The sequence below is a fragment of the Vreelandella aquamarina genome, assembly GCF_900110265.1.
GTDB classification, from domain to species: domain Bacteria; phylum Pseudomonadota; class Gammaproteobacteria; order Pseudomonadales; family Halomonadaceae; genus Vreelandella; species Vreelandella aquamarina.
Window position 1 is genome coordinate 19,528 of the sequence record NZ_FODB01000037.1, and the last position, 18,689, is coordinate 38,216.

The following is an 18,689-nucleotide window of genomic DNA, read 5'->3' on the forward strand; positions in this document are numbered from 1 at the left end:
CTGACCCGGCGCTAAAGTGGTTTATCAGACTGTTGGCGAGCTACACGACTAGTGACAAAGTCATCGGTTGCTTTTTGCTCGTAACGCGCTTGGCGGCGATGCTCTTCTAATAGCCTACGTGAGGCCAGTGTATCGTAAGAAGAGAGCTTGCGCTGCTCTTGTTGCCAATGCTGCTGGCTCTGTTGTACGCGTTTTTGCTGTGCAGTCAGTGCTTGCCTAGCACGCACAAGGGCGGCATCCAACGAGGCTAAGAACTGCTGATAATTATACATGGTAGCGGGGTCAATGCCGTCACGCATGGCGTGCTGCAAACGCTCCGCATACTCTACTCGGTAGCGGTTGAGTGACTGCAGCTGGGCTTCCGTTTGCTGTTGGGTTTGACGCTCTTGGGCCAGCAGTTTTCCTGCTTGGTCACGAGCATCACGGGCCAGGTCCGTCAGCATATCAAGCTGGTTATGACTCATTTAGCCTCCCACTACCGTGTGCAGGGCTTGGTAGGACTCCTCAACCGTTGCACACTCATCAATGTTCTGTTGAAGAAACCGCTCTAAGGCTGGGAAGCGATTCACCGCTTCATCCAGCCGCGGGTCATGACCTGGGCTGTAGGCCCCTACGCTGATCAGGTCGCGGTTACGCTGATAGCGTGAAAAAATCTGTTTAAAGGTACGCGCTTTTTGCTGCTGCTCCTGCGTCACGATGGCGGTCATTGCACGGCTGATAGAGGCTTCTATATCAATAGCAGGATAGTGCCCGGCTTCTGCCAGCGTCCGCGACAGGACGATATGACCATCCAAAATGGCCCTGGCGGAGTCAGCGATCGGGTCCTGCTGGTCATCGCCTTCAGTTAGTACGGTGTAGAACGCGGTAATGGAGCCACCGCCTCGCTCAGCATTGCCCGCCCGCTCTACCAAGCCGGGTAGCTTGGCAAAGACGGAGGGCGGATACCCTTTAGTGGCAGGGGGTTCGCCAATAGCTAACGCGATCTCTCGCTGTGCCATGGCATAGCGTGTTAGGGAGTCCATTATCAGCAGCACGTTGCGGCCAGAGTCCCGAAACCCTTCGGCGATACGTGTGGCATAAGCGGCCCCTTGCAAGCGTTGCAGCGGCGAGGTATCTGCAGGCGCGGCGACAACAACAGCGCGTCGGCGCCCTTCTGGCCCCAAGATATTGTCAATAAAGTCCTGTACTTCACGGCCACGCTCACCAATCAAGCCAACGACGATCACATCGGCCTGGGTATAGCGTGCCATCATGCCTAACAGTACTGACTTACCGACGCCTGAGCCGGCAAATAGGCCCATGCGCTGGCCTCGGCCAACGCTTAGTAGGGCATTAATAGCACGAATGCCGACATCGATTTGAGCATCAATGGGCGCCCGGGACAGCGGGTTAAGTGGCCTGGATTGCAAGGTGGTGCGCTGGGCATCCTCAACACCCTCACGATCATCTAGCGGGTTACCATTACCATCCAGTACGCGGCCTAAAAGCTCGTCGCCTATTGGGAAGCGCCGGGCACTGTGGCCATTGCCATCAACAAGAGGAGTAACCCGTGCTCCTGGCATCAGGCCAGAGATTTCTTCTAGCGGCATTAAGAACAGCTTTTCACCGGAAAAGCCGACGACTTCAGCTTCTGCATGCTTGTGGCTATCGTTTAGCCGGCCATCTGCTCCTGGCAGTTCAATGTGGCAAGCGCTACCTACCGCCACTCGTAAGCCAACCACCTCAATCACCATGCCTGTCGCGCGCACAACCCGCCCACTGGTTCGGTAGTGGGGGAGTCGGCTCACACGCTGGCTGGTGCGCTGCAGTGTCTTACGCCAGCGGTGTTGGTGAGGGCAAGTGGAGTGATTCATCGCGTTACTCGGACGGCGTCGCGTTGTTGCTATGTCGTTTGCGCAGTTGTGCATTAATATTTTGCCAGCGGCTCTCAAACGTCGCGTCCAGTTCGCCTTGGGCACTGGTAACGCGACAGCCGCCACGGGCCAACTGATCGTCGGGTTGCAGTACCCAGCCAGCAGCCTCTAGCTCGCCACCAAGATGCTCTTCAACCAAGTCGTGGTCGTTTGGGTTAAGCCATAAACGCTGTTTGCCGACTAACGGTGGCTCGGTATGCAGCAGCTCGCGAACGATGGACAAAATATGCTCAGGATGCTCAGTTAGCGCGTCTCCTGCTAGCTGTTTGCCTGTTGCCAGGGCAAGTTCAGCAAGATCATGGGCGATTGTGTCATCAAGACGCTCAAGGGCATCTGAAAACTGCTTTGCCAATGATCCTAGCGGTGCGACCGTTTGACGAATTTGCTCTTTAAGCTCTTCGGCTGCTTGGTCGCGTCCCTCGCTCAGGCCTTTAGTAAGGCCCTCTTCGTGCCCGCGTTTCAGGCCCGCTTGATAGCCTTCTTCTTCGGCTGCTTGGCGAAGTTGCTCATAAACCTCTTGCCGCTGTTTTTCCTCGCGTGCCCTTGCTTCTGCGGCGGCGCGTTGGGCAGCTTCCACTTTGCGCTGGTGAGCCGTGGGGCCTGAGGCATTTTGTGGAGATTTATCACTAGCAGGCGTTACCAGCTCATCCATTTGCCAGCGTCGCCACTCGCCGTGGCGATCAAATTCAGGCGAATGAGTATTAGACATACTCGTCGTCTCCGCCCGCCAGGACGATCTCTCCGGAATCCGCTAAGCGCCGCACAATTTGTAGAATCGCTTTCTGCTCGGTTTCCACTTGCGAGATGCGGATAGGGCCGCGAGCCTCCATGTCTTCGCGAACCAAGTCGGCGGCGCGCTGCGACATGTTGCGTAGGAATTTGTCCACCAGGGCATCTTGAGCGCCTTTGAGCGCCACCACCAGCGAGTTGGTCTCCACTTCCTGAAGTACCATCTGAATCGCGCGGTTGTCCAGGTCGAGTAGGTTCTCGAATAGGAACATCTCGTCGATGATCTTCTGGGCAAGGTCTTCGCTGTGCGAGCGGACGGTTTCGATGGCCACCTCTTCCTGAGCAGAGTTCATCAAATTGAGGATCTCTGCTGCCGTTCTTACGCCGCCCATCTTGCTGCGCTTGAGGTTTTGACCGTCGAGCATGCTGGTGAGTACCTCGGTGAGCTCTTGGAGAGCCGCCGGCTGTACGCCACTGAACGTCGCAATCCGCAGGACGACATCGTTGCGCAGTTTCTCTTCGAACAGCTCGAGAATATCGGCCGCCTGATGGCGGTCCAGGTGTACCAGAATGGTGGCAATGATCTGCGGGTGCTCGTCGCGGATGAGCTCGGAGACCATGGACGCTTCCATCAGGTTCAGGGCATCGATACCTGAGTTTTCGCCCGTGGTTTCGAGAATGTCTTCGATGAGGCTGGTAGCCCGCTCACTGCCGAGCGCTTTGGTCAGCACCGAGCGAATGTGCTCGCTCGAGTTGAGGTTCAGCGCCACGAACTCTTCGGTTTCACGGTGGAACGCTTCCAGCACGGCTTTCATGTCTTCATGCGAAACTTGGTGAAGCCGTGCCATTTCGGTACTGATCTCTTGCACTTCGCTGGCGCTGAGGAACTTGAAGACCTCGGCGGCGCTGTCTTCATCCAGTGCCAGCAGGAGAATGGCACTTTTACGCGCGCCACCCATTTCAGCAATGCTAGTCATTAGCGTTCATCCAGCTGCGAATAATCATCGCGACCATACGGGGGTCTTCTTGGGCCATTTCTCTCAGGTCGTTAAGATTGTGTTCGTAAAGCGACGTTTTGCGACGACGCTTGGGCTTGTTGCTATAGGTGGCCTCATCATCGCCCTCGCCTTCAGCCTCGCTTTCCTGGTCATCTTCGTCGCTACCAACACGGGTGCTTAACGTGCTTCCAGGCACAGCAGCGGCCATCACGGGCGGCTGGGTGTAGCGTTTGATTAATGGGCGCAAAATCAGCAGGTAGAGTAGCAATGCGGCTAGCGCAACTAGTAAGTAGCGCCCCAAATTGGCAGCTATCGCTAGGTTGTCGGGATGTTGCCACCAGACCGGTTCGACGCGGGTATCATCATCGCCAGCGAAGGGGGTGTTAACCACTTCCACTTGATCGCCGCGCAGATCCGAAAACCCCATTGCTTGTTGCACCAAACGCTCAATTTGGGCGATCTCTTCATCGCTGAGCGCGACTTGTTCAACCTCACCTTCTTCATTAGTGACGTCGCGAAAGTTAACAACAACCGCCGCTGAGAGGCGTTGTATCTGGCCAAGGCGGTGCTGAATATGCTCAATACTACGATCTACTTCGTAATTAACGACATCTTCTTGGCGCAGGTTGCGCAAAGCGCCTGGTTCGGTACCTGCATCGTCCGCAACATCACCCTCTTCCGGGTCTAGCTGGTTGATGGGGGAGGGGGCTACCCCGGGAGGAGTATTGCTTAACGCCCCAGGAATGCCGGTGGCCAATGGATCTTCGCCATCGTAAGAGAGGCTAAGCTGACGGCTGCGGACTGCTGATTCGTTAGGCGCTTGGTTTGGGCTGTAACGCTCGGAGGTTTGCTCGCGGCGTGAAAAATCGATCTGTGCCGCTACCTGGGCGCGAACATTGTTGCTGCCAACAATGGGCGAAAGAATGTTCTCAATACGCTGCTGATAGGAGCGCTCCACTTCGCTGATGTATGCTAACTGCGTACCATCCAGGTCATTACCCTGGGCGCTATTGGCAGTGAGTAGGCGGCCGTTCTGATCAACCACCGTCACATCTTCAGCAGCAAGCTCAGGCACACTGCTGGATACCATGTGCACAATGGCGCTAACTTGCCCCTCGCCAAGGACGCGACCTGGCAAGAGATTCAACACCACAGAGGCTTTGGCAGGTTCGCGGTCACGGATAAAGACGGACGGCTTTGCCATCGATAGATGCACGCGCACACTTTCGACGGGGCCTAGTGATTCGATAGAGCGTGAAAGCTCGCCTTCCAGGCCACGCTGAAAGTTCACCTGCTCAGCAAATTGGCTAATCCCAAAAGCTTGGGTTTCCATAAGCTCTAGGCCAAGGTTGCCACCGCGGGGCAAGCCTTGCTCAGCTAACTGGAGCCTAAGTGTATGCACCTGCTCGCCGGGCACCAGCAGTGCCTGGCCCCCCTGGCTAAACTGATAGGGTACGCCGCGGCTATCAAGCTCCGAAATAATTCGTCCGCCATCCGCTTCGCTCAGGTTGCTGTAAAGCACACGGTACTCTGGGCTGCTAGCCCACATAAATAAAGCAGCCACAACGGCGATAGAGGCCGCTGCCGCAATCAATACAACCACTAACGGATTGCCGCGCAGCTGTTTCATGGTGCGCGCCAAGGCAGAGGGGTTGCTGGATTCGTTTTCCGCCGCTCCACTGCGAGAGGCGTTTGGTGTCGTGCTGTTTTGACGGCCTGCCGTAGCACCAGTTTCGCTCATGCGTCCCTCCAGAAGGGCAGGCAAAACGGGTGTCGGCCCAGGCGCATCACCAAAGAAGGCATAGGCTATATCCGTCAATCGCGGTTATTCGCTAAAAAAATGAAGCGGAATTGTGATGAACGCCATTATCCGGGGGTGTGTCGACCATAAATGAACGAAAAGCTTGGCTTTTTATACTCATTTGTACGTATGACGCTACTCCTACCAATGGTAGGCTTTTTGTACTAATTGATTTTCCGCAAAAATGAGGCCTGAGTATGAGTTCACCTTCTATACAGTCTGCGCTGCAACAGATGCAGGGGCTAGCGGCACAAGCGGCTCAGCCTATTAAAGGGGAGCATGTGGCAACCGCTGTTGGTCAAGGTGGCTTTGGAAGTGAGCTGCAGTCCTCTATACAGCGAATTAATCGGTTGCAGCAAGCGGCTAGTACCAAGGCGATGGCGTTTCAGGCAGGCGAGCCAAACATTGAGTTAAACGATGTGATGGTAGATATGCAAAAAGCCAGTGTGGCCTTTCAAATGGGCATGCAAGTGCGCAACCGCCTAGTAACTGCCTATCGTGATGTGATGAATATGCAGGTATAGGGGGCGTAAAGTAGTTATGCGGCTAGCTGGGTGGGTAGTGGGAAGGCGAACGCTTAGGCTGGTACGTTATCGCTTTTCAAGGCGCCCGCAGCGTTCGCTTGGTTTCTATGCTTTAAGAGAGATCAGTTTTCCTTGCAGTTCTTCTAGCCGCTCGGCCAGTAGCAGCACTTCTTCTGCTGGTATTTGACGTATGACGTCACCCGTTTCTCGATCAATGACCCTTGTAATGATGCGAGCCGATTGTTCGCTAATATCAAATTCCAACCCACGGGGACGCATGACATCGTTAATGCGCTGTATCGGTTCAACAAGCGCTTCTTTTGTGGCCTTATTGCCATCTGCTGCTGCTTCATCGCCGCTTGGGGTGACTGGAGGTAGGGGATCGATAGCGGGGCGCGTAGAGCGTTCCTGCGATAAAGCGGCTGTTATTGCTGGTGTGGCTGAGTCAATGGATAGTGGGCTCATGTACAACGTTCCTCTATTAAATAAGCCCGCCGGGGGGGCTAGGCAACGTAACCGAGTAAAGGCATTGAGGCCGTTTACCGTCTGGTGATGAGCCTCTTTTTCAATCTATCGGCGCGTTTGTCACAAACTTTATCCTTTTACTATAGATGAAAAGAAAAGTGTTATGAGTCCTATGGCGGACATGCGGCTCGATAAAGGCTTCTGTTATGCTCTGCTGCTTTGTGATGAGCGTTAACGTATAACGCGTCTGGGGAAAGCGAGGCACGCATGGCAGTCCAACAAGATGAGTACGAGAGCGTCACTAGCCCATCGGTAATCAGCTCTCTTCTGAATACTATGATAGAGAGCGGTGGGGTGACTCTCTGCTTGGCCACTCCTGATGCGCGTCCAGAGCCAGTGGTCTTGATGGAGCAGCACGCGGGCGAAACGCTGGTAATGGATCTGTCATCGGTTGACTACCTGCTAAGTCGTTTACAGCAGGGAGAGCAATTTTTTTTGCGGGGTCAGTCACAGGGAAAAGTGGTGCGGACACCGCTGTTATCTTTGACGGAGACCCGTCGTTCTGGTGGTCGTTTTCTTTGTTGTAGTAATTACCCAAGTTCGGTCGAAGTGCTGCAACGACGCGAGTCATATCGTGCTGAATTGCGCATGGGAATGGTGGTGTCTGCACTGGTTGTTGGTGAGAGTGGTGAGAGTGCCCAGGGGGAGCTCCGTGACCTCTCCCAGGATGGGTGCCAGCTTGAGTTGCCATTAACAGCAAGCGGTGTTTTGGCTGAAACGCAATACTCGCTCAAACTTGCGTTTACCTTTCCAAACGGCACTTACTTTGAAGTGAATGGCGTTGCCCGCCATCAGAAAACTGATCCCGAGCGGCACATGCTACGCGTTGGCTTTCGCTTTGCAGGGTGCACTTCCGAGCAGGAACGGCAGATTTGGTATTTTGTCTGCGAGATTGAGCATGAAGCGGCGCGCTATAAAAAGGAGGCGCAGGAGGAGCGGCAGCCATCGCCTCTGTTTGAGCAGCCGGGCAAGCGCACTCCAGATACTGAGCACATAGGACGGCGCGATATACGCCGCTATGCCACACCGATGGCAAGGCGTTTGGTTAAGGTAGCTGCTTATCTTGATGCACAGTTGCTCATGCTTCAGCAAGGCAGTGATATTGATTCAAGGCAGCTCTCTCGTAATGCGGACCGCTTACTGATGCTGCATGAAGAAGATCGAGAGGGACTGCTGTTTGCCTCCCGCTGTTTGTCTTTAGAGCCGCTGCTGGTAAGGCACGGGATTGCTGTTGCAGTCCATTTGCTGGATTTAGTAGGAGCCAATATGCCGCGGGATGTGCGCAAGGCGATCGTTGCCAGCGGGCTGGTGCATGATTTGGGTAAGGCGCTTATTCCTCAGGTCGTGTTCAAAGCGCCCAATTTTGAAGCGACACATCGGCAGGCATTAAGTGAGCATGTTTCCCTCTTGATGGCTCGGCTACATACCTGCCAATGGCTGTCTGCTACGGTGGCGCAAGCGGTCATTGGGGGGATCAACGAGCGGCTTGATGGTAGTGGCTATCCGGCAGGAATCACCGGGGATGATATTAACGAGTTGGCGAAAGCCAGTGCAGTGGTTGACGTTGTTGAGGCGATGCGGCGAGATCGCCCAGATCGCCCGGCCCGCACGGCGCAGCAAATTTACCGCCACTTGCTGGCTCATCCGCATCAGTTTGATCGCCATTGGATGAGGCGTTATGTCGAACATTTCAAGGTCCTGCCGGTGGGGTCGTTAGCGCTTTTCTCTAGTGATCAGCTTGCCTGGATTTTGCGCCTTGATGATAGTGGGGCGCCAGCAGAGGTGGTGCTGGCCCAAGCAGCCGAGCCGCCAATGCGCGATAATTTAGGGAGTGTTTTGCGTGGCGATGTTTTTGAGCGACTAGGCAAGCCTGTCAGAGAAGTGGCGGTTTCTACATAGGACGCCGAATTCAGGCAAGCAGCTAAATTAAAAAGTAATCAGGCATTAAAGTCTGCTGTGGCTTCGCCGATATATTTAATAGCTGAGCATATATGCTCAACCTTGAATGATGAACAGCACGACTGGCTTTTTGCCCTAGCTGTTGTTACACCCTATAAAGGAGTGCCCACTAATGACCTACACTCGCGGTGGCGCCGCTAACGGACGAGGCGCTAATGCTTATGCCCGTGTCGGTGTTGAAAGTGGTGTCATGTCAGCTGATCCTCACCAGCTGATCGTGATGCTATTTGATGGCGCTCAGGCGGCAATCCGCGCAGCGCGAATTCACATGCAAGCTGGCAACCGAGCTGAAAAAGGCAAGTCAATTTCCAAAGCGTTGGATATTGTTAATAACGGTTTAGCGGCCGCCCTTGATCAAGAGCAAGGGGGTGTCATTGCAGAGAGGCTCGCCTCACTTTACGATTATATCGCCCGCTTGCTGTTAACAGCTAACTTACGAAACGACGAAGAGAGCCTCAACCAAGCTGAGCGGTTGCTTGAGGATATCGCCTCAGCATGGCGTGAAATCGGTCAACAGCAGAGTGCGTGAGGTAGGCATGGCAGCTCCCGAAGCAGTTCGTGATATTTCTCAGCAAACGCTGCTCGATGCATACGAAAAGCTGTTGGTGCGTGTGAATGACATGCATGAGTTTGCAGATGCTGAACAGTGGGCCGAGTTGATCGAGCAACGCAGTAATTATGTGATGCTCGTAGAAGAGCTCCGTGAGCTGGATGCACACGTTACGCTTGACGCTGCAGGTAAGCAGCGTAAAACAGAGTTAATAGAACATATCTTAGAGCATGATGTGGAGATTCGTCGTCGCCTGGTGGCACGACGCGATGAGCTTGGCAGGCTGATTGGCGTCACCCAGCGCCAGCGGGACCTGCACCGAGCTTATGCTCCCCAGCAGGGAGCTTATAGCGCCTTTGATGTCGATGCTTCTCAGAATAAGGGGGCATCGTGAGTGGCATTACGCCGCTTATTGATACCCTCTTACATCAAGTGCTTGGGCGCCAGGGAGAGGTGTCCTCTCAGCGTGTATTAAATGCGCCAGTACAGCCAGTTTTACCGGGGGAGGGGCCACGTGCCTTGCAAGGCGATGCAGGGTTGGATGGCCGTCCGCTTGCTCCCCTGCTTGGTGACCTAAAGCGGTTGCCAGGTGCGTCTGAGGGGGCGCGTCAGTCTCAGCCTGGAAGTCCTCCCACTGGTAATGGCGCACCCACCTCAACACAGACACACTTCAGCCCTGCGGCTCGCACGATTGCGGATGTATTACTGCGTTTCCCGGCACCTCCAGCGGTAATGAAGCCCCAGGCCCCGCTTATGTCGGCTCAAGACGCACCATCGGCGCAAGTGCTGGCAAGTCGTTTAGAAGCAAGCATCCGCGATAGTGGATTATTTTATGAGTCCCACCTGAAGCGTTGGTTTCAAGGTGAAACTCCACGCCAGCAACTACTGCGTGAACCACAAATGCAACCTGGGCCTCGCCCGACTGCTCCTTTTTTACCAAATTTTGCTTCTTCGGTATTAGCCACAACCCCCTCAATAGCCGCTTTACGCTCAAGCGCCACCCCCGGTATTTTGCCCAATACACCCCTAGTGCCTATGAATGGCGATAATAAACTGCTCTTAGAGCGCCCTGTTGTCATGCTCCCAGCCTCGACTTCGCCGACGCCAGCTGCTGCGGAGCGTCGAGAGATTAATCCAGCCTCGTTGACATTGCCGGCTGCCAGCGAGCCGGAAGCGCTTAGCCGTGGCTCACGAGAGGTCGTTCATGAGAGCTTACAGGGGTTGGTGCGTCAGCAGTTGGAGATGTTGGTGATGCCAACGCTCCGCTGGGAAGGTGATGTGTGGGCTGGGATTTTTATGGCGTTAGTGATCAACCTGCCTGGGCGTGAAGGGGGGCAAGGAGGTTCATCGGAAGAGGAGGGTGCGGAGGAGAGCTGGCGCTCCGAAATGCAGCTTGATGTGCCTAACTTAGGTAGCTTCAGCGTTGCACTATGGCTTCATCAAAAGACGCTGAGTATTGATTTGACCACTGATAATGCTGGCACGCATCAGCGTCTTGAGGAAGGGGTTAGCTCATTGGAGCAGCGTTTAAACGCCCTTGATTTTCATAAAGTTCAGATCAAGGCTAGGTATGTAACATTGGAGCGCCATCATGATGACATCGGGTGATCGGCGACGGCAAGCGGTTGCACTTGCGTATCAAGAAGGGGAGCAGGCTCCACGTGTAGTAGCCAAAGGGTATGGTGAGCTGGCTGAGCGAATTATGGCCGAAGCCCAGCGCCAGGGTATTTATGTTCACGATGCACCAGAGCTTGTGGCGCTGCTCATGCAGTTAGATTTGGATGCCGAGATCCCGGCGAGCCTATATCAAGTGGTCGCTGAGCTGCTTGTTTGGGTGTTTGAGCTATCTGAGAATGGGATAAGTCATCGTGAAACGCTCAAGTAGCCAATACAGGCGTCGTATGCAACCATGGTGCTGGGTAAAGAAAAAAGTCATCAATGGCGCCAGTATAACGGTCACAATGTCGCGCCTGTGTCATTCGATGGGACACTATGAGTCAAACAAGCTTTCTCGATGAAATTCAAGAAATTAACTTAGCGTACTTGCTTCTTGCGCAGCGTTTGCTGAGCGAGGATCGCGAAGCAGCTATGTTTCGCCTGAAAATAGACAGTGAACTTGCCGATTTATTGGTATCACTGAATGCCTGGCAACTCACTAAGCTGGCGCGCAGCAACCAGTTAGTCTGCCGATTTAGCCATTCGAGTGGGCGACGTTTGCGCGAAATTTTAGAAAACCCCAGAGATCAAGGGTTATCTGGGTTACATGCATCACTGCTTTCGGCTTGTGAGCCCTTGGAGTCTTTGTCGTCGGGAGAGTCGGAGTGAGCCAGAAGAGCTTGGTTGATGAAATGCACCAAGTGCAGTTGGCCATTGAGCTGATTGAGTTGGGTGCACGGCTACAGGTGCTGGAGACAGAAACAGAGCTTAGCCGTACCCGGTTGATTAAGCTCTACAAGGAAGTGCGTGGCATGTCTCCACCGAAAGGGATGTTGCCATTCTCTGCGGATTGGTTCGTCACTTGGCTGCCCAACGTGCACTCCTCGTTCTTCTACAACATTTATGTCGGGCTGCTGAAAGGGGCTGGCTGCGAGCGTATAGACGCGTTTGTTAAAGCTTATCGTTTGTACGAGGAGCAGATTTCACTGGAAGGCGTGGAGCCGGTGCTGGGGCTTACTCGTGCTTGGACGTTGGTGCGCTTTTTTGAAAGTGATTTGTTGCAGCTAACGACTTGTACAAGATGTGAAGGTCGCTTTGTTGCCCATGCTCATAGTCCGACACATGATTATGTGTGTGGTATTTGTCAGCCGCCTTCGCGTGCAGGGAAAACCCGTAAAGCACAGCGTTGAACGTATAAAATTGTCACGCTACTAGCAGCAGGGTATAGAACGAATACACGACCTCTTTAACGTTTAGATAGCGGTAAAAGACGCTGGTAATTTCTCATTAAACATTGCATGCGCCTTAGTATGATATTGCTAAGTTGCACTTGGGGTGGAGCTGCTCATGCCTTCTTGGTGAAGAAATGGGTGTGGCTTCGTCGATAAAAAACTGATATCGCAAGGACACTGCTTGTGCTGATTCCCTTAGGTTATGTCGTCGTACTGCTATCTGTATTTGGCGGGTATGTGTTAGCAGGTGGTAGCTTGGGGCCGCTGTATCAGCCCACGGAGTTGCTCATGATTGGCGGCGCAGGGGTCGGTGCTTTTATTGCTGCCAATAATGGTAAAGCCATTAAAGCTACTTTTAAGATACTGCCCAAGCTCAAGCGAACCAAAAAATATAATAAAGCGCTGTACATGGAGCTAATGGCATTGCAGTACAAGATTCTTTCCAAGGTGCGCCGTGAGGGTATGCTAGGGATTGAGCGCGATATCGATAACCCTCAAGAGAGTCCTTTATTTCAAGAGCACCCAACCGTGCTGGCGGACCCACACATCATGGATTTCTTAACTGACTATTTGCGCCTCATGGTCAGTGGCGGCATGGAGCCAATGGAAATTGATGAGCTTATGCTGCATGAAATCGAGGCATTCGAACAGGAAGCTCATATTCCAGTTGATGCGATCTCTAAAGTGGGGGATGCGATGCCTGCATTCGGTATCGTTGCTGCTGTTATGGGGGTAATTAAGGCTTTGACCTACGCTGATGCCACACCCGCTCAGATGGGTGAAATGATTGCGCTAGCGCTAGTAGGTACCTTTTTAGGCATTTTGTTGGGGTACGGGTTTATAAGTCCAGTGGCCAGCTACGCCGAGCGACAAGCAAAAGAAGCAGAAAAAATGTTGCAGTGTATCCGCGTCACCTTACTAGCAAGCTTGCACGGTTATGCGCCTCAATTAGCTGTTGAGTTTGGCCGCAAGGCACTGCATACCGCAGAGCGTCCCAGTTTCACTGAGCTTGAAGAGTACGTTCGTGACGCCAAAAAAGGCGGTAGTGCATGAGTAAGGGTGGGGATAAGCGTCCGATCATTATTCGGCGTAAAAAAGTCGTCCATGCTCACCACGGGGGAGCTTGGAAGATTGCCCTAGCGGATTTTATGACCGCGTTGATGGCGCTATTCCTAGTGATGTGGATTTTGAGTGTCTCCAGCGAAGAGACCCGCCGAGGTGTGGCGGAGTATTTCAGTACGCCCCTGGTTACTGCAATTACAGGCGGCGACATGTCAGGTAGTACCAGCGTGATTCCTGGTGGTGGCCCTGATCCCACTCATAGTGATGGTGAACGCGCTCGTATTGATGTAATGCAGCATACACGCCCTAGTGCTCAAGAACGGCGCTTCTTTAATGATTTGCAGGAGCGCATTGAACGTGTGATTGAGCGTGACCCGGAGCTGCGTGAGCTGCGCAACCAAATGCGTTTTGATCTAACCCGTGAAGGGTTACGGATCCAACTCTTGGATACCGAACAGCGACCCATGTTTGAGCTTGGTAGTGATCAGGTCGCTCCCTATATGCGTAGTTTGCTACGCACCATAGCTCCTCTTCTCAATGAGTTGCCTAACGATTTAAGTATTAGTGGGCATACTGATAGTGTGCCGTATGCTGGAGGATATCGTGGCTACAGCAACTGGGAGCTCTCAAATGATCGAGCGAACGCCTCGCGCCGAGAGCTTGTTGCCGGCGGGCTTGATCCAGATCAATTGTTGCGCGTATCGGGCTTTGCTGATCGTGTGTTGTTGGCTGACACTGCGCCAACTGATCCGATCAATCGACGTATTGAGTTGGTTGTGTTGTTACCTGAAATTGCCGAAGCCATTCGTAACCCTGGTATTCTAGCGCCTGATGCTCAGTTTTCTGAGGAAGAGGTGCCGGAAGAGCTAGTGCCACAAAACACCCCACAAGCCAACGACGACCAGTAAGCGCGGCTTGTCACAAAAAATATGACGTTCACGTGGAGCGGTGCATGGATATAGCGGATTTTTTTGACACCTTTTTTGAAGAGGCTGAAGAGCTGCTCGCTGATATGGAGCAGCACTTATTGGAACTGGATGTCGATGATCCGGATAGCGAGCAGTTGAACGCTATCTTCCGCGCAGCCCACTCTATCAAAGGTGGCGCAGGAACCTTCGGTTTTAGCGTGCTACAAAAAACCACGCATATTTTCGAAAACCTGCTGGATCACGCGCGCAAAGGGGAACTCACCCTGCGTGCTGACCTCGTGGATACCTTTTTAGAGGCCAAAGACATCATGCACGAGCAACTCGATGCCTATCGCAACGAGGAAGAACCCAATCAAGAAGCGTATGAGCGTATCTGCCAAACGCTGCAGCAAATTGCCCTCGAAGAGATTGGCAAAACACTTGATGCCCCTGCGGAGGCACCGGCCCCTCAAAAATCAGCGCCTGCAGAGGACGACAAAGAAGCATCGGCAGCAGCTATCTCCAGCGAGCACACCCTCAAAGTGGTGCTTCTCAATGTGGGCGATAAAGATCGTGGGCTGCTGGTAGAAGAGTTAGAACAGCTAGGCGATATTCAATCCCAGTCGGGGGATGAAAAGCGCTATGAGGTCACCCTAAAAGGGGGCGTCAGCGCCGATGATATTGAAGCCGTAATGTGCTTCATTATTGAGCCAGAACAAATTGAAATCACCACGGTAGCTGTGGAGGAGGCTGCTTCGGCAGCAGAGCCCGCAACACCTGTACCCAGCGCACCGGCTGAGCCCTCTGCGTCAGAAGAGAAGCCAGCCGCGCCAGTGGCCGAAAAAGCACACGCCAGCAAGTCGCCTGCTAGCAGTAAACCAGGTAAAGCGGCTCCGAAAAAGGCAGCAGCAGAGTCCTCCTCTATTCGGGTGTCCGTGGATAAGGTCGACCAGATTATTAACTTGGTGGGCGAGCTGATCATCACTCAGTCGATGCTGGACCAAACAGTGAGTGATCTTGGCGACCAGTCGGTCGGCAACAGTTCGCTACAGAATGGCATGAGCCTATTGCAGCGTAATGCCCGCGATCTTCAGGAAGCGGTCATGTCGATTCGCATGATCCCCATGGAGTTCGTATTTAGCCGTTTTCCGCGTGTAGTTCGTGATACCGCTGGCAAACTAGGCAAAGAGATTGAACTGATCACCGAAGGTAAATCCACAGAGCTTGATAAAAGCTTGGTCGAGCGTATCACCGACCCACTAACGCACTTGGTGCGTAATAGTCTGGACCACGGTGTTGAAATGCCCGACGAGCGTGAAGCCCTGGGCAAGCCGCGTACGGGTAAGTTAGTTCTGTCTGCCCGGCATCAAGGTGGCAATATTTTGATTGAAGTGCGTGATGACGGCGCCGGAATGGATCGTGAACGCCTGCTAGCGAAAGCCCGCGAGAATGGTCTTAACGTCTCCGATACCATGTCGGATGAAGATGTTTTTCAGCTGATTTTTGCCCCCGGTTTCTCGACTGCTAAAGAGGTTACCGATGTCTCTGGACGTGGCGTGGGCATGGATGTTGTCAAACGGAATATTCAAGGCATGGGCGGCCGGGTTGAGATCCAGTCGAAAAAAGGCGAAGGCACCAATACGCGGATCGTACTGCCGCTAACGCTGGCCATTCTGGACGGTATGTCGATCAAAGTCGGCAACGAAACCTTTATTCTGCCCCTGTCTACCGTGCTGGAGTCGCTACAGCCTGCCAAGGGAGACATGTACGCCATGGCAGGGGACGATGTGGTGCTCAAAGTGCGCGATGAGTACCTCCCAGTCATTGCCATTCACGAAGTGCTGGATGTCGAAAACGCCATTACCGACCCGACCAAGAGTATTGCTGTCATCGTTCAGGGCGAAGGGCGTCGCTATGCCATGCTGGTCGATGAATTGATTGGCCAGCAACAGGTCGTGGTTAAAAACCTCGAAGATAATTACCGCAAAGTGCCCGGGGTATCGGCCGCTACCATCTTGGGAGATGGCAGTGTTGCGTTAATTCTGGATATCACAGGCTTGCATCGCTTAAGCCGTGCCAAAAAAGAAGCAGGAAAAGCCGCTAACCAACCATATCTCTCTTATTACAAGGAGGCTGAGCCGTCATGAGTCAAGCAACTAATGAGGCGGTGCTAGCCGCAGCAGAAGCGGAAAATCGCGAGTTCCTAGTGTTCTCTTTAGGTGATGAAGAGTACGCCATTGATATCTTAAAGGTGCAGGAAATTCGTGGTTACGAAAACGTCACACGTATTGCGAATGCACCCGACTTCATTAAGGGAGTAACGAACCTGCGTGGCGTGATCGTGCCGATTGTGGATCTGCGCATTAAGTTTCACCTGGATAACGTTGAGTACGGTGGCCAAACTGTGGTGATCGTCGTCAACGTGGCAGATCGTATCGTAGGTATCGTGGTAGATGGCGTTTCTGACGTAATGACCTTGACGCCGGATCAAATCAAGCCTGCGCCAGAGTTTGGCGTAACGCTCTCCTCTGATTTCCTAAGTGGCCTCGGTAGCCTGGATGACCGAATGCTGGTGCTGGTCGATATCGATAAGCTGCTGACTAGCGAAGAGATGGCGCTGGTAGATAGCACCAGTAACCGCTAACGACCTGCCACGGGGCACAGGGAGGCGTGCCCATCTTGAGCCAAAAAACAACCCACTCTGGCGCGATGGATAGCGCTGGCTAGTACGGTTGTGTTTGGAGAAATGCGTGTGACACAGCTAGTACGTCAACTGATGAGTAATATGACCGTCCGTCTGAGTTGGGGGCTAGTATTGGCCACCTTCTCGCTGCTGGTGCTCATTGCCTGTGGTATCGGTCTTTATGCGCTGCATCACGGGGCGACCATTGTACAAAGTGCCAGCGACCCACAAGTCCAGCAGTTGGCCTTTACTTCCTTTGCCACCCGCATCCGCTGGGTATTGATCGGCGTTGTGGCCATGACCGTTTTAACGGTAGTGGTAGTGGTATGGGGCGTCAGTGCCAACGTACTGCGCCCGCTGGATCGGCTGGTCGGCTATTTTGAGCGCATGGCGCAGGGTGACCTCAATCAGCAGATCCAGTCACCTGGCAACAATGAGATCGGCAAGCTCTATAGCGCGATGGCCCATATGCAAGGTTCCTTGTCGGAAACTGTTGGCGTGGTCAGGCGTAGCGGCACCACGATTTTTGAGCGCTCCCAGCACATTGCCAGCGGCAACAACGACCTCTCCTCTCGCACAGAACAGCAGGCTTCATCGCTAGAAGAGACGGCGTCTAGCATGGAGCAGCTAGCTTCTACTGTAAGTCACAATGCCGATAATGCCCTCCAAGCGAGCCAGCTTGCAGGTGATGCCACGCTCACGGCGCGTCGCAGTGGGGAAGAAGTCAGTAACATTGTTGAGATCATGCAGGAGATTAGCGCCAGTTCTCATCAAGTCGCTGACATTATCACCCTGATCGACAATATCGCTTTCCAAACCAATATCTTAGCGCTTAACGCTTCTGTAGAGGCGGCGCGTGCGGGCGAGCATGGCAAGGGCTTTGCCGTGGTAGCACAAGAAGTTCGCAGCCTTGCCAGCCGCAGTGCCAATGCTGCCAAAGAGATTCGTACGCTGATTGATGCGTCGCTCGGTAAAGTAGACGCTGGCACACATCGCGTGAACCAGGCGGGCCAAACCATGCAGGATCTCGTCGCGGCGGTACAGCGCGTTAGCGACATCATGGATGAGATTGCCTCCGCTTCGGAAGAGCAGAGCAACGGTATTGGCCAAGTTAACCAAGCGGTTGCGCAAATGGATCAAGTCGTTCAGCAGAATGCTCAGCTGGTACAGCAAGCCGCGCGTAGCGCCAATGAGCTAGAGAGCGAGGCAGCACGCCTGCGTGAAGCCGTGGAACGGTTCCGTGTAGCAGGTGGTGGGCAGCCCGACACACAAAAACGTGTCATCAGCGCCCCTTCGCACTCGCCAACGCAGCGACTACCGGCCACTAAAACACAAGCGCTGACCGAAGAGTGGGAAGAATTCTAACTCGGCGCTCTCTGCTCTGGCCATGGAATGAACCAAACTATTACCGCGTTAAAACATAACCAATAAGGCAGCATGATGCGTAATAACCAGCCAGTGACTCAACGGGAAGTGGAGCTTAAACAAGACGATTTTCTCGTTTCGCGTACTGATCTAAAAGGGCGCATAACCTACGCAAATCCAGCATTTATCGAGATTAGCGGCTATCAGCATGAAGAGCTGATAGGAGCGCCTCATAACCTAGTACGTCATCCAGATATGCCGTCGCCTGCGTTTGAGAACCTCTGGAAAACCGTTCAGACGGGGGAGACATGGCGAGGGCTGGTGAAAAATCGCTGTAAGAATGGAGACCACTACTGGGTAGACGCCAGCGTCACACCGATTGTAGAGAACGACCAAGTAATTGGTTACACCTCTGTGCGGGTGCAAGCGACCCGCAAGGCGATGAGTTAAGCTCAGTTCTTGTGTATGGAGGGCAGTAGAGAGGGTGGCGTATCCTGTTGATTGATCTCGCCAGATCACAACCAACATAGGACGGATACGCCATGAGCAATTCTACTCTCCAAGCCGTGACGCAGCCAGACACCGGCGCTACTGATCCGTTGCATGAGCTGCTGCGCAAAGGGGCCCGAGACCTGATCGCCAAGGCCGTGGAGGCGGAGTTGAGCACGTTTCTGGAGCAATATGCCGACAAGACGCTGGAAGACGGCCGCCGTGTCGTCGTCCGCAACGGCTACCTGCCGGAGCGCACCGTGCAAACCGGTATCGGCGACGTCGAGATCAAGGT

General features: G+C 53.6%; 19 protein-coding genes and 2 pseudogenes. 15 read left to right on the forward strand and 6 right to left on the reverse strand.

Annotated elements, in window-relative coordinates; translation table 11 throughout:
• Positions 1-11 precede the first annotated feature (11 nt).
• Genes fliJ through fliF form a run of 5 tightly spaced genes read right to left on the reverse strand, consistent with a single transcriptional unit; the run spans position 12 to position 5,381 of the window.
• The gene (gene fliJ / locus BMY49_RS11185) at positions 12-464 is read right to left on the reverse strand and encodes a flagellar export protein FliJ (protein WP_044629578.1); all 453 of its coding nucleotides are present in this window, start codon (positions 462-464) and stop codon (positions 12-14) included.
• The gene (gene fliI / locus BMY49_RS11190; RefSeq protein WP_044629577.1) at positions 465-1,853 is read right to left on the reverse strand and encodes a flagellar protein export ATPase FliI; all 1,389 of its coding nucleotides are present in this window, start codon (positions 1,851-1,853) and stop codon (positions 465-467) included.
• 4 nt (positions 1,854-1,857) lie between these two features.
• Positions 1,858-2,622, reverse strand: a complete 765-nt coding sequence (locus BMY49_RS11195; RefSeq protein WP_044629576.1) for a flagellar assembly protein FliH — start codon at positions 2,620-2,622, stop codon at positions 1,858-1,860.
• The gene (fliG, locus tag BMY49_RS11200; protein ID WP_074211207.1) at positions 2,615-3,619 is read right to left on the reverse strand and encodes a flagellar motor switch protein FliG; all 1,005 of its coding nucleotides are present in this window, start codon (positions 3,617-3,619) and stop codon (positions 2,615-2,617) included. The genes BMY49_RS11195 and fliG overlap by 8 nt, the downstream gene beginning before the upstream one ends.
• On the reverse strand, positions 3,612-5,381 hold the full coding sequence (gene fliF, locus BMY49_RS11205; RefSeq protein WP_044629574.1) for a flagellar basal-body MS-ring/collar protein FliF: 1,770 nt from the start codon (positions 5,379-5,381) through the stop codon (positions 3,612-3,614). Before fliF ends, fliG begins: the two co-directional genes overlap by 8 nt.
• 257 nt (positions 5,382-5,638) lie before the next feature.
• Between fliF and fliE the strand changes: the two genes are divergently transcribed.
• Positions 5,639-5,965 (forward strand): flagellar hook-basal body complex protein FliE, encoded by a 327-nt coding sequence (gene fliE / locus BMY49_RS11210; protein ID WP_044629573.1) that lies wholly within the window; start codon positions 5,639-5,641, stop codon positions 5,963-5,965.
• A 105-nt stretch (positions 5,966-6,070) separates the two neighbouring features.
• Here fliE and BMY49_RS11215 read toward each other — a convergent pair whose 3' ends face one another.
• Positions 6,071-6,430: a flagellar protein FlaG gene (locus tag BMY49_RS11215; protein ID WP_052509943.1), complete on the reverse strand. Its 360-nt coding sequence runs from the start codon at positions 6,428-6,430 to the stop codon at positions 6,071-6,073.
• Between the two features lie 267 nt (positions 6,431-6,697).
• Between BMY49_RS11215 and BMY49_RS11220 the strand changes: the two genes are divergently transcribed.
• The 14 genes and pseudogenes from BMY49_RS11220 to BMY49_RS11285 all read left to right on the forward strand — a co-directional run.
• Positions 6,698-8,389: an HD domain-containing phosphohydrolase gene (locus tag BMY49_RS11220; protein ID WP_089675598.1), complete on the forward strand. Its 1,692-nt coding sequence runs from the start codon at positions 6,698-6,700 to the stop codon at positions 8,387-8,389.
• A 172-nt stretch (positions 8,390-8,561) separates the two neighbouring features.
• On the forward strand, positions 8,562-8,978 hold the full coding sequence (gene fliS / locus BMY49_RS11225; RefSeq protein WP_058577008.1) for a flagellar export chaperone FliS: 417 nt from the start codon (positions 8,562-8,564) through the stop codon (positions 8,976-8,978).
• A 7-nt stretch (positions 8,979-8,985) separates the two neighbouring features.
• The gene (gene fliT, locus BMY49_RS11230; RefSeq protein ID WP_062360443.1) at positions 8,986-9,393 is read left to right on the forward strand and encodes a flagellar protein FliT; all 408 of its coding nucleotides are present in this window, start codon (positions 8,986-8,988) and stop codon (positions 9,391-9,393) included.
• 683 nt (positions 9,394-10,076) lie between these two features.
• Positions 10,077-10,607, forward strand: a complete 531-nt coding sequence (fliK, locus tag BMY49_RS17860) for a flagellar hook-length control protein FliK (protein ID WP_244154956.1) — start codon at positions 10,077-10,079, stop codon at positions 10,605-10,607.
• Positions 10,591-10,884, forward strand: a complete 294-nt coding sequence (locus tag BMY49_RS11240; protein ID WP_044629567.1) for an EscU/YscU/HrcU family type III secretion system export apparatus switch protein — start codon at positions 10,591-10,593, stop codon at positions 10,882-10,884. Before fliK ends, BMY49_RS11240 begins: the two co-directional genes overlap by 17 nt.
• A gap of 107 nt (positions 10,885-10,991) precedes the next feature.
• Positions 10,992-11,324, forward strand: coding sequence for a flagellar transcriptional regulator FlhD (flhD, locus tag BMY49_RS11245; RefSeq protein WP_044629566.1), 333 nt, complete (start codon positions 10,992-10,994; stop codon positions 11,322-11,324).
• Entirely contained in the window at positions 11,321-11,845 is a 525-nt protein-coding gene (gene flhC, locus BMY49_RS11250; protein ID WP_044629565.1) for a flagellar transcriptional regulator FlhC, read from the forward strand. Before flhD ends, flhC begins: the two co-directional genes overlap by 4 nt.
• A 225-nt stretch (positions 11,846-12,070) precedes the next feature.
• Positions 12,071-12,940, forward strand: a complete 870-nt coding sequence (gene motA / locus BMY49_RS11255; RefSeq protein WP_062360448.1) for a flagellar motor stator protein MotA — start codon at positions 12,071-12,073, stop codon at positions 12,938-12,940.
• Positions 12,937-13,857 carry a flagellar motor protein MotB gene (gene motB / locus BMY49_RS11260; protein ID WP_074211202.1) on the forward strand — a complete coding sequence of 307 codons (921 nt, stop codon included), beginning with the start codon at positions 12,937-12,939 and terminating at the stop codon, positions 13,855-13,857. The genes motA and motB overlap by 4 nt, the downstream gene beginning before the upstream one ends.
• A 44-nt stretch (positions 13,858-13,901) precedes the next feature.
• Positions 13,902-16,004, forward strand: coding sequence for a chemotaxis protein CheA (gene cheA / locus BMY49_RS11265; protein WP_074211201.1), 2,103 nt, complete (start codon positions 13,902-13,904; stop codon positions 16,002-16,004).
• Positions 16,001-16,501 (forward strand): chemotaxis protein CheW, encoded by a 501-nt coding sequence (gene cheW / locus BMY49_RS11270; protein WP_062360450.1) that lies wholly within the window; start codon positions 16,001-16,003, stop codon positions 16,499-16,501. Before cheA ends, cheW begins: the two co-directional genes overlap by 4 nt.
• Positions 16,502-16,603: 102 nt before the next feature.
• Complete coding sequence (locus BMY49_RS11275; RefSeq protein ID WP_228219024.1) at positions 16,604-17,905, forward strand: methyl-accepting chemotaxis protein; 1,302 nt, start codon at positions 16,604-16,606, stop codon at positions 17,903-17,905.
• 75 nt (positions 17,906-17,980) lie between these two features.
• Positions 17,981-18,349: pseudogene (locus tag BMY49_RS11280) on the forward strand (PAS domain-containing protein); the annotation flags it as partial.
• 98 nt (positions 18,350-18,447) lie between these two features.
• A pseudogene (locus BMY49_RS11285) lies at positions 18,448-18,689 on the forward strand (IS256 family transposase); the annotation flags it as partial.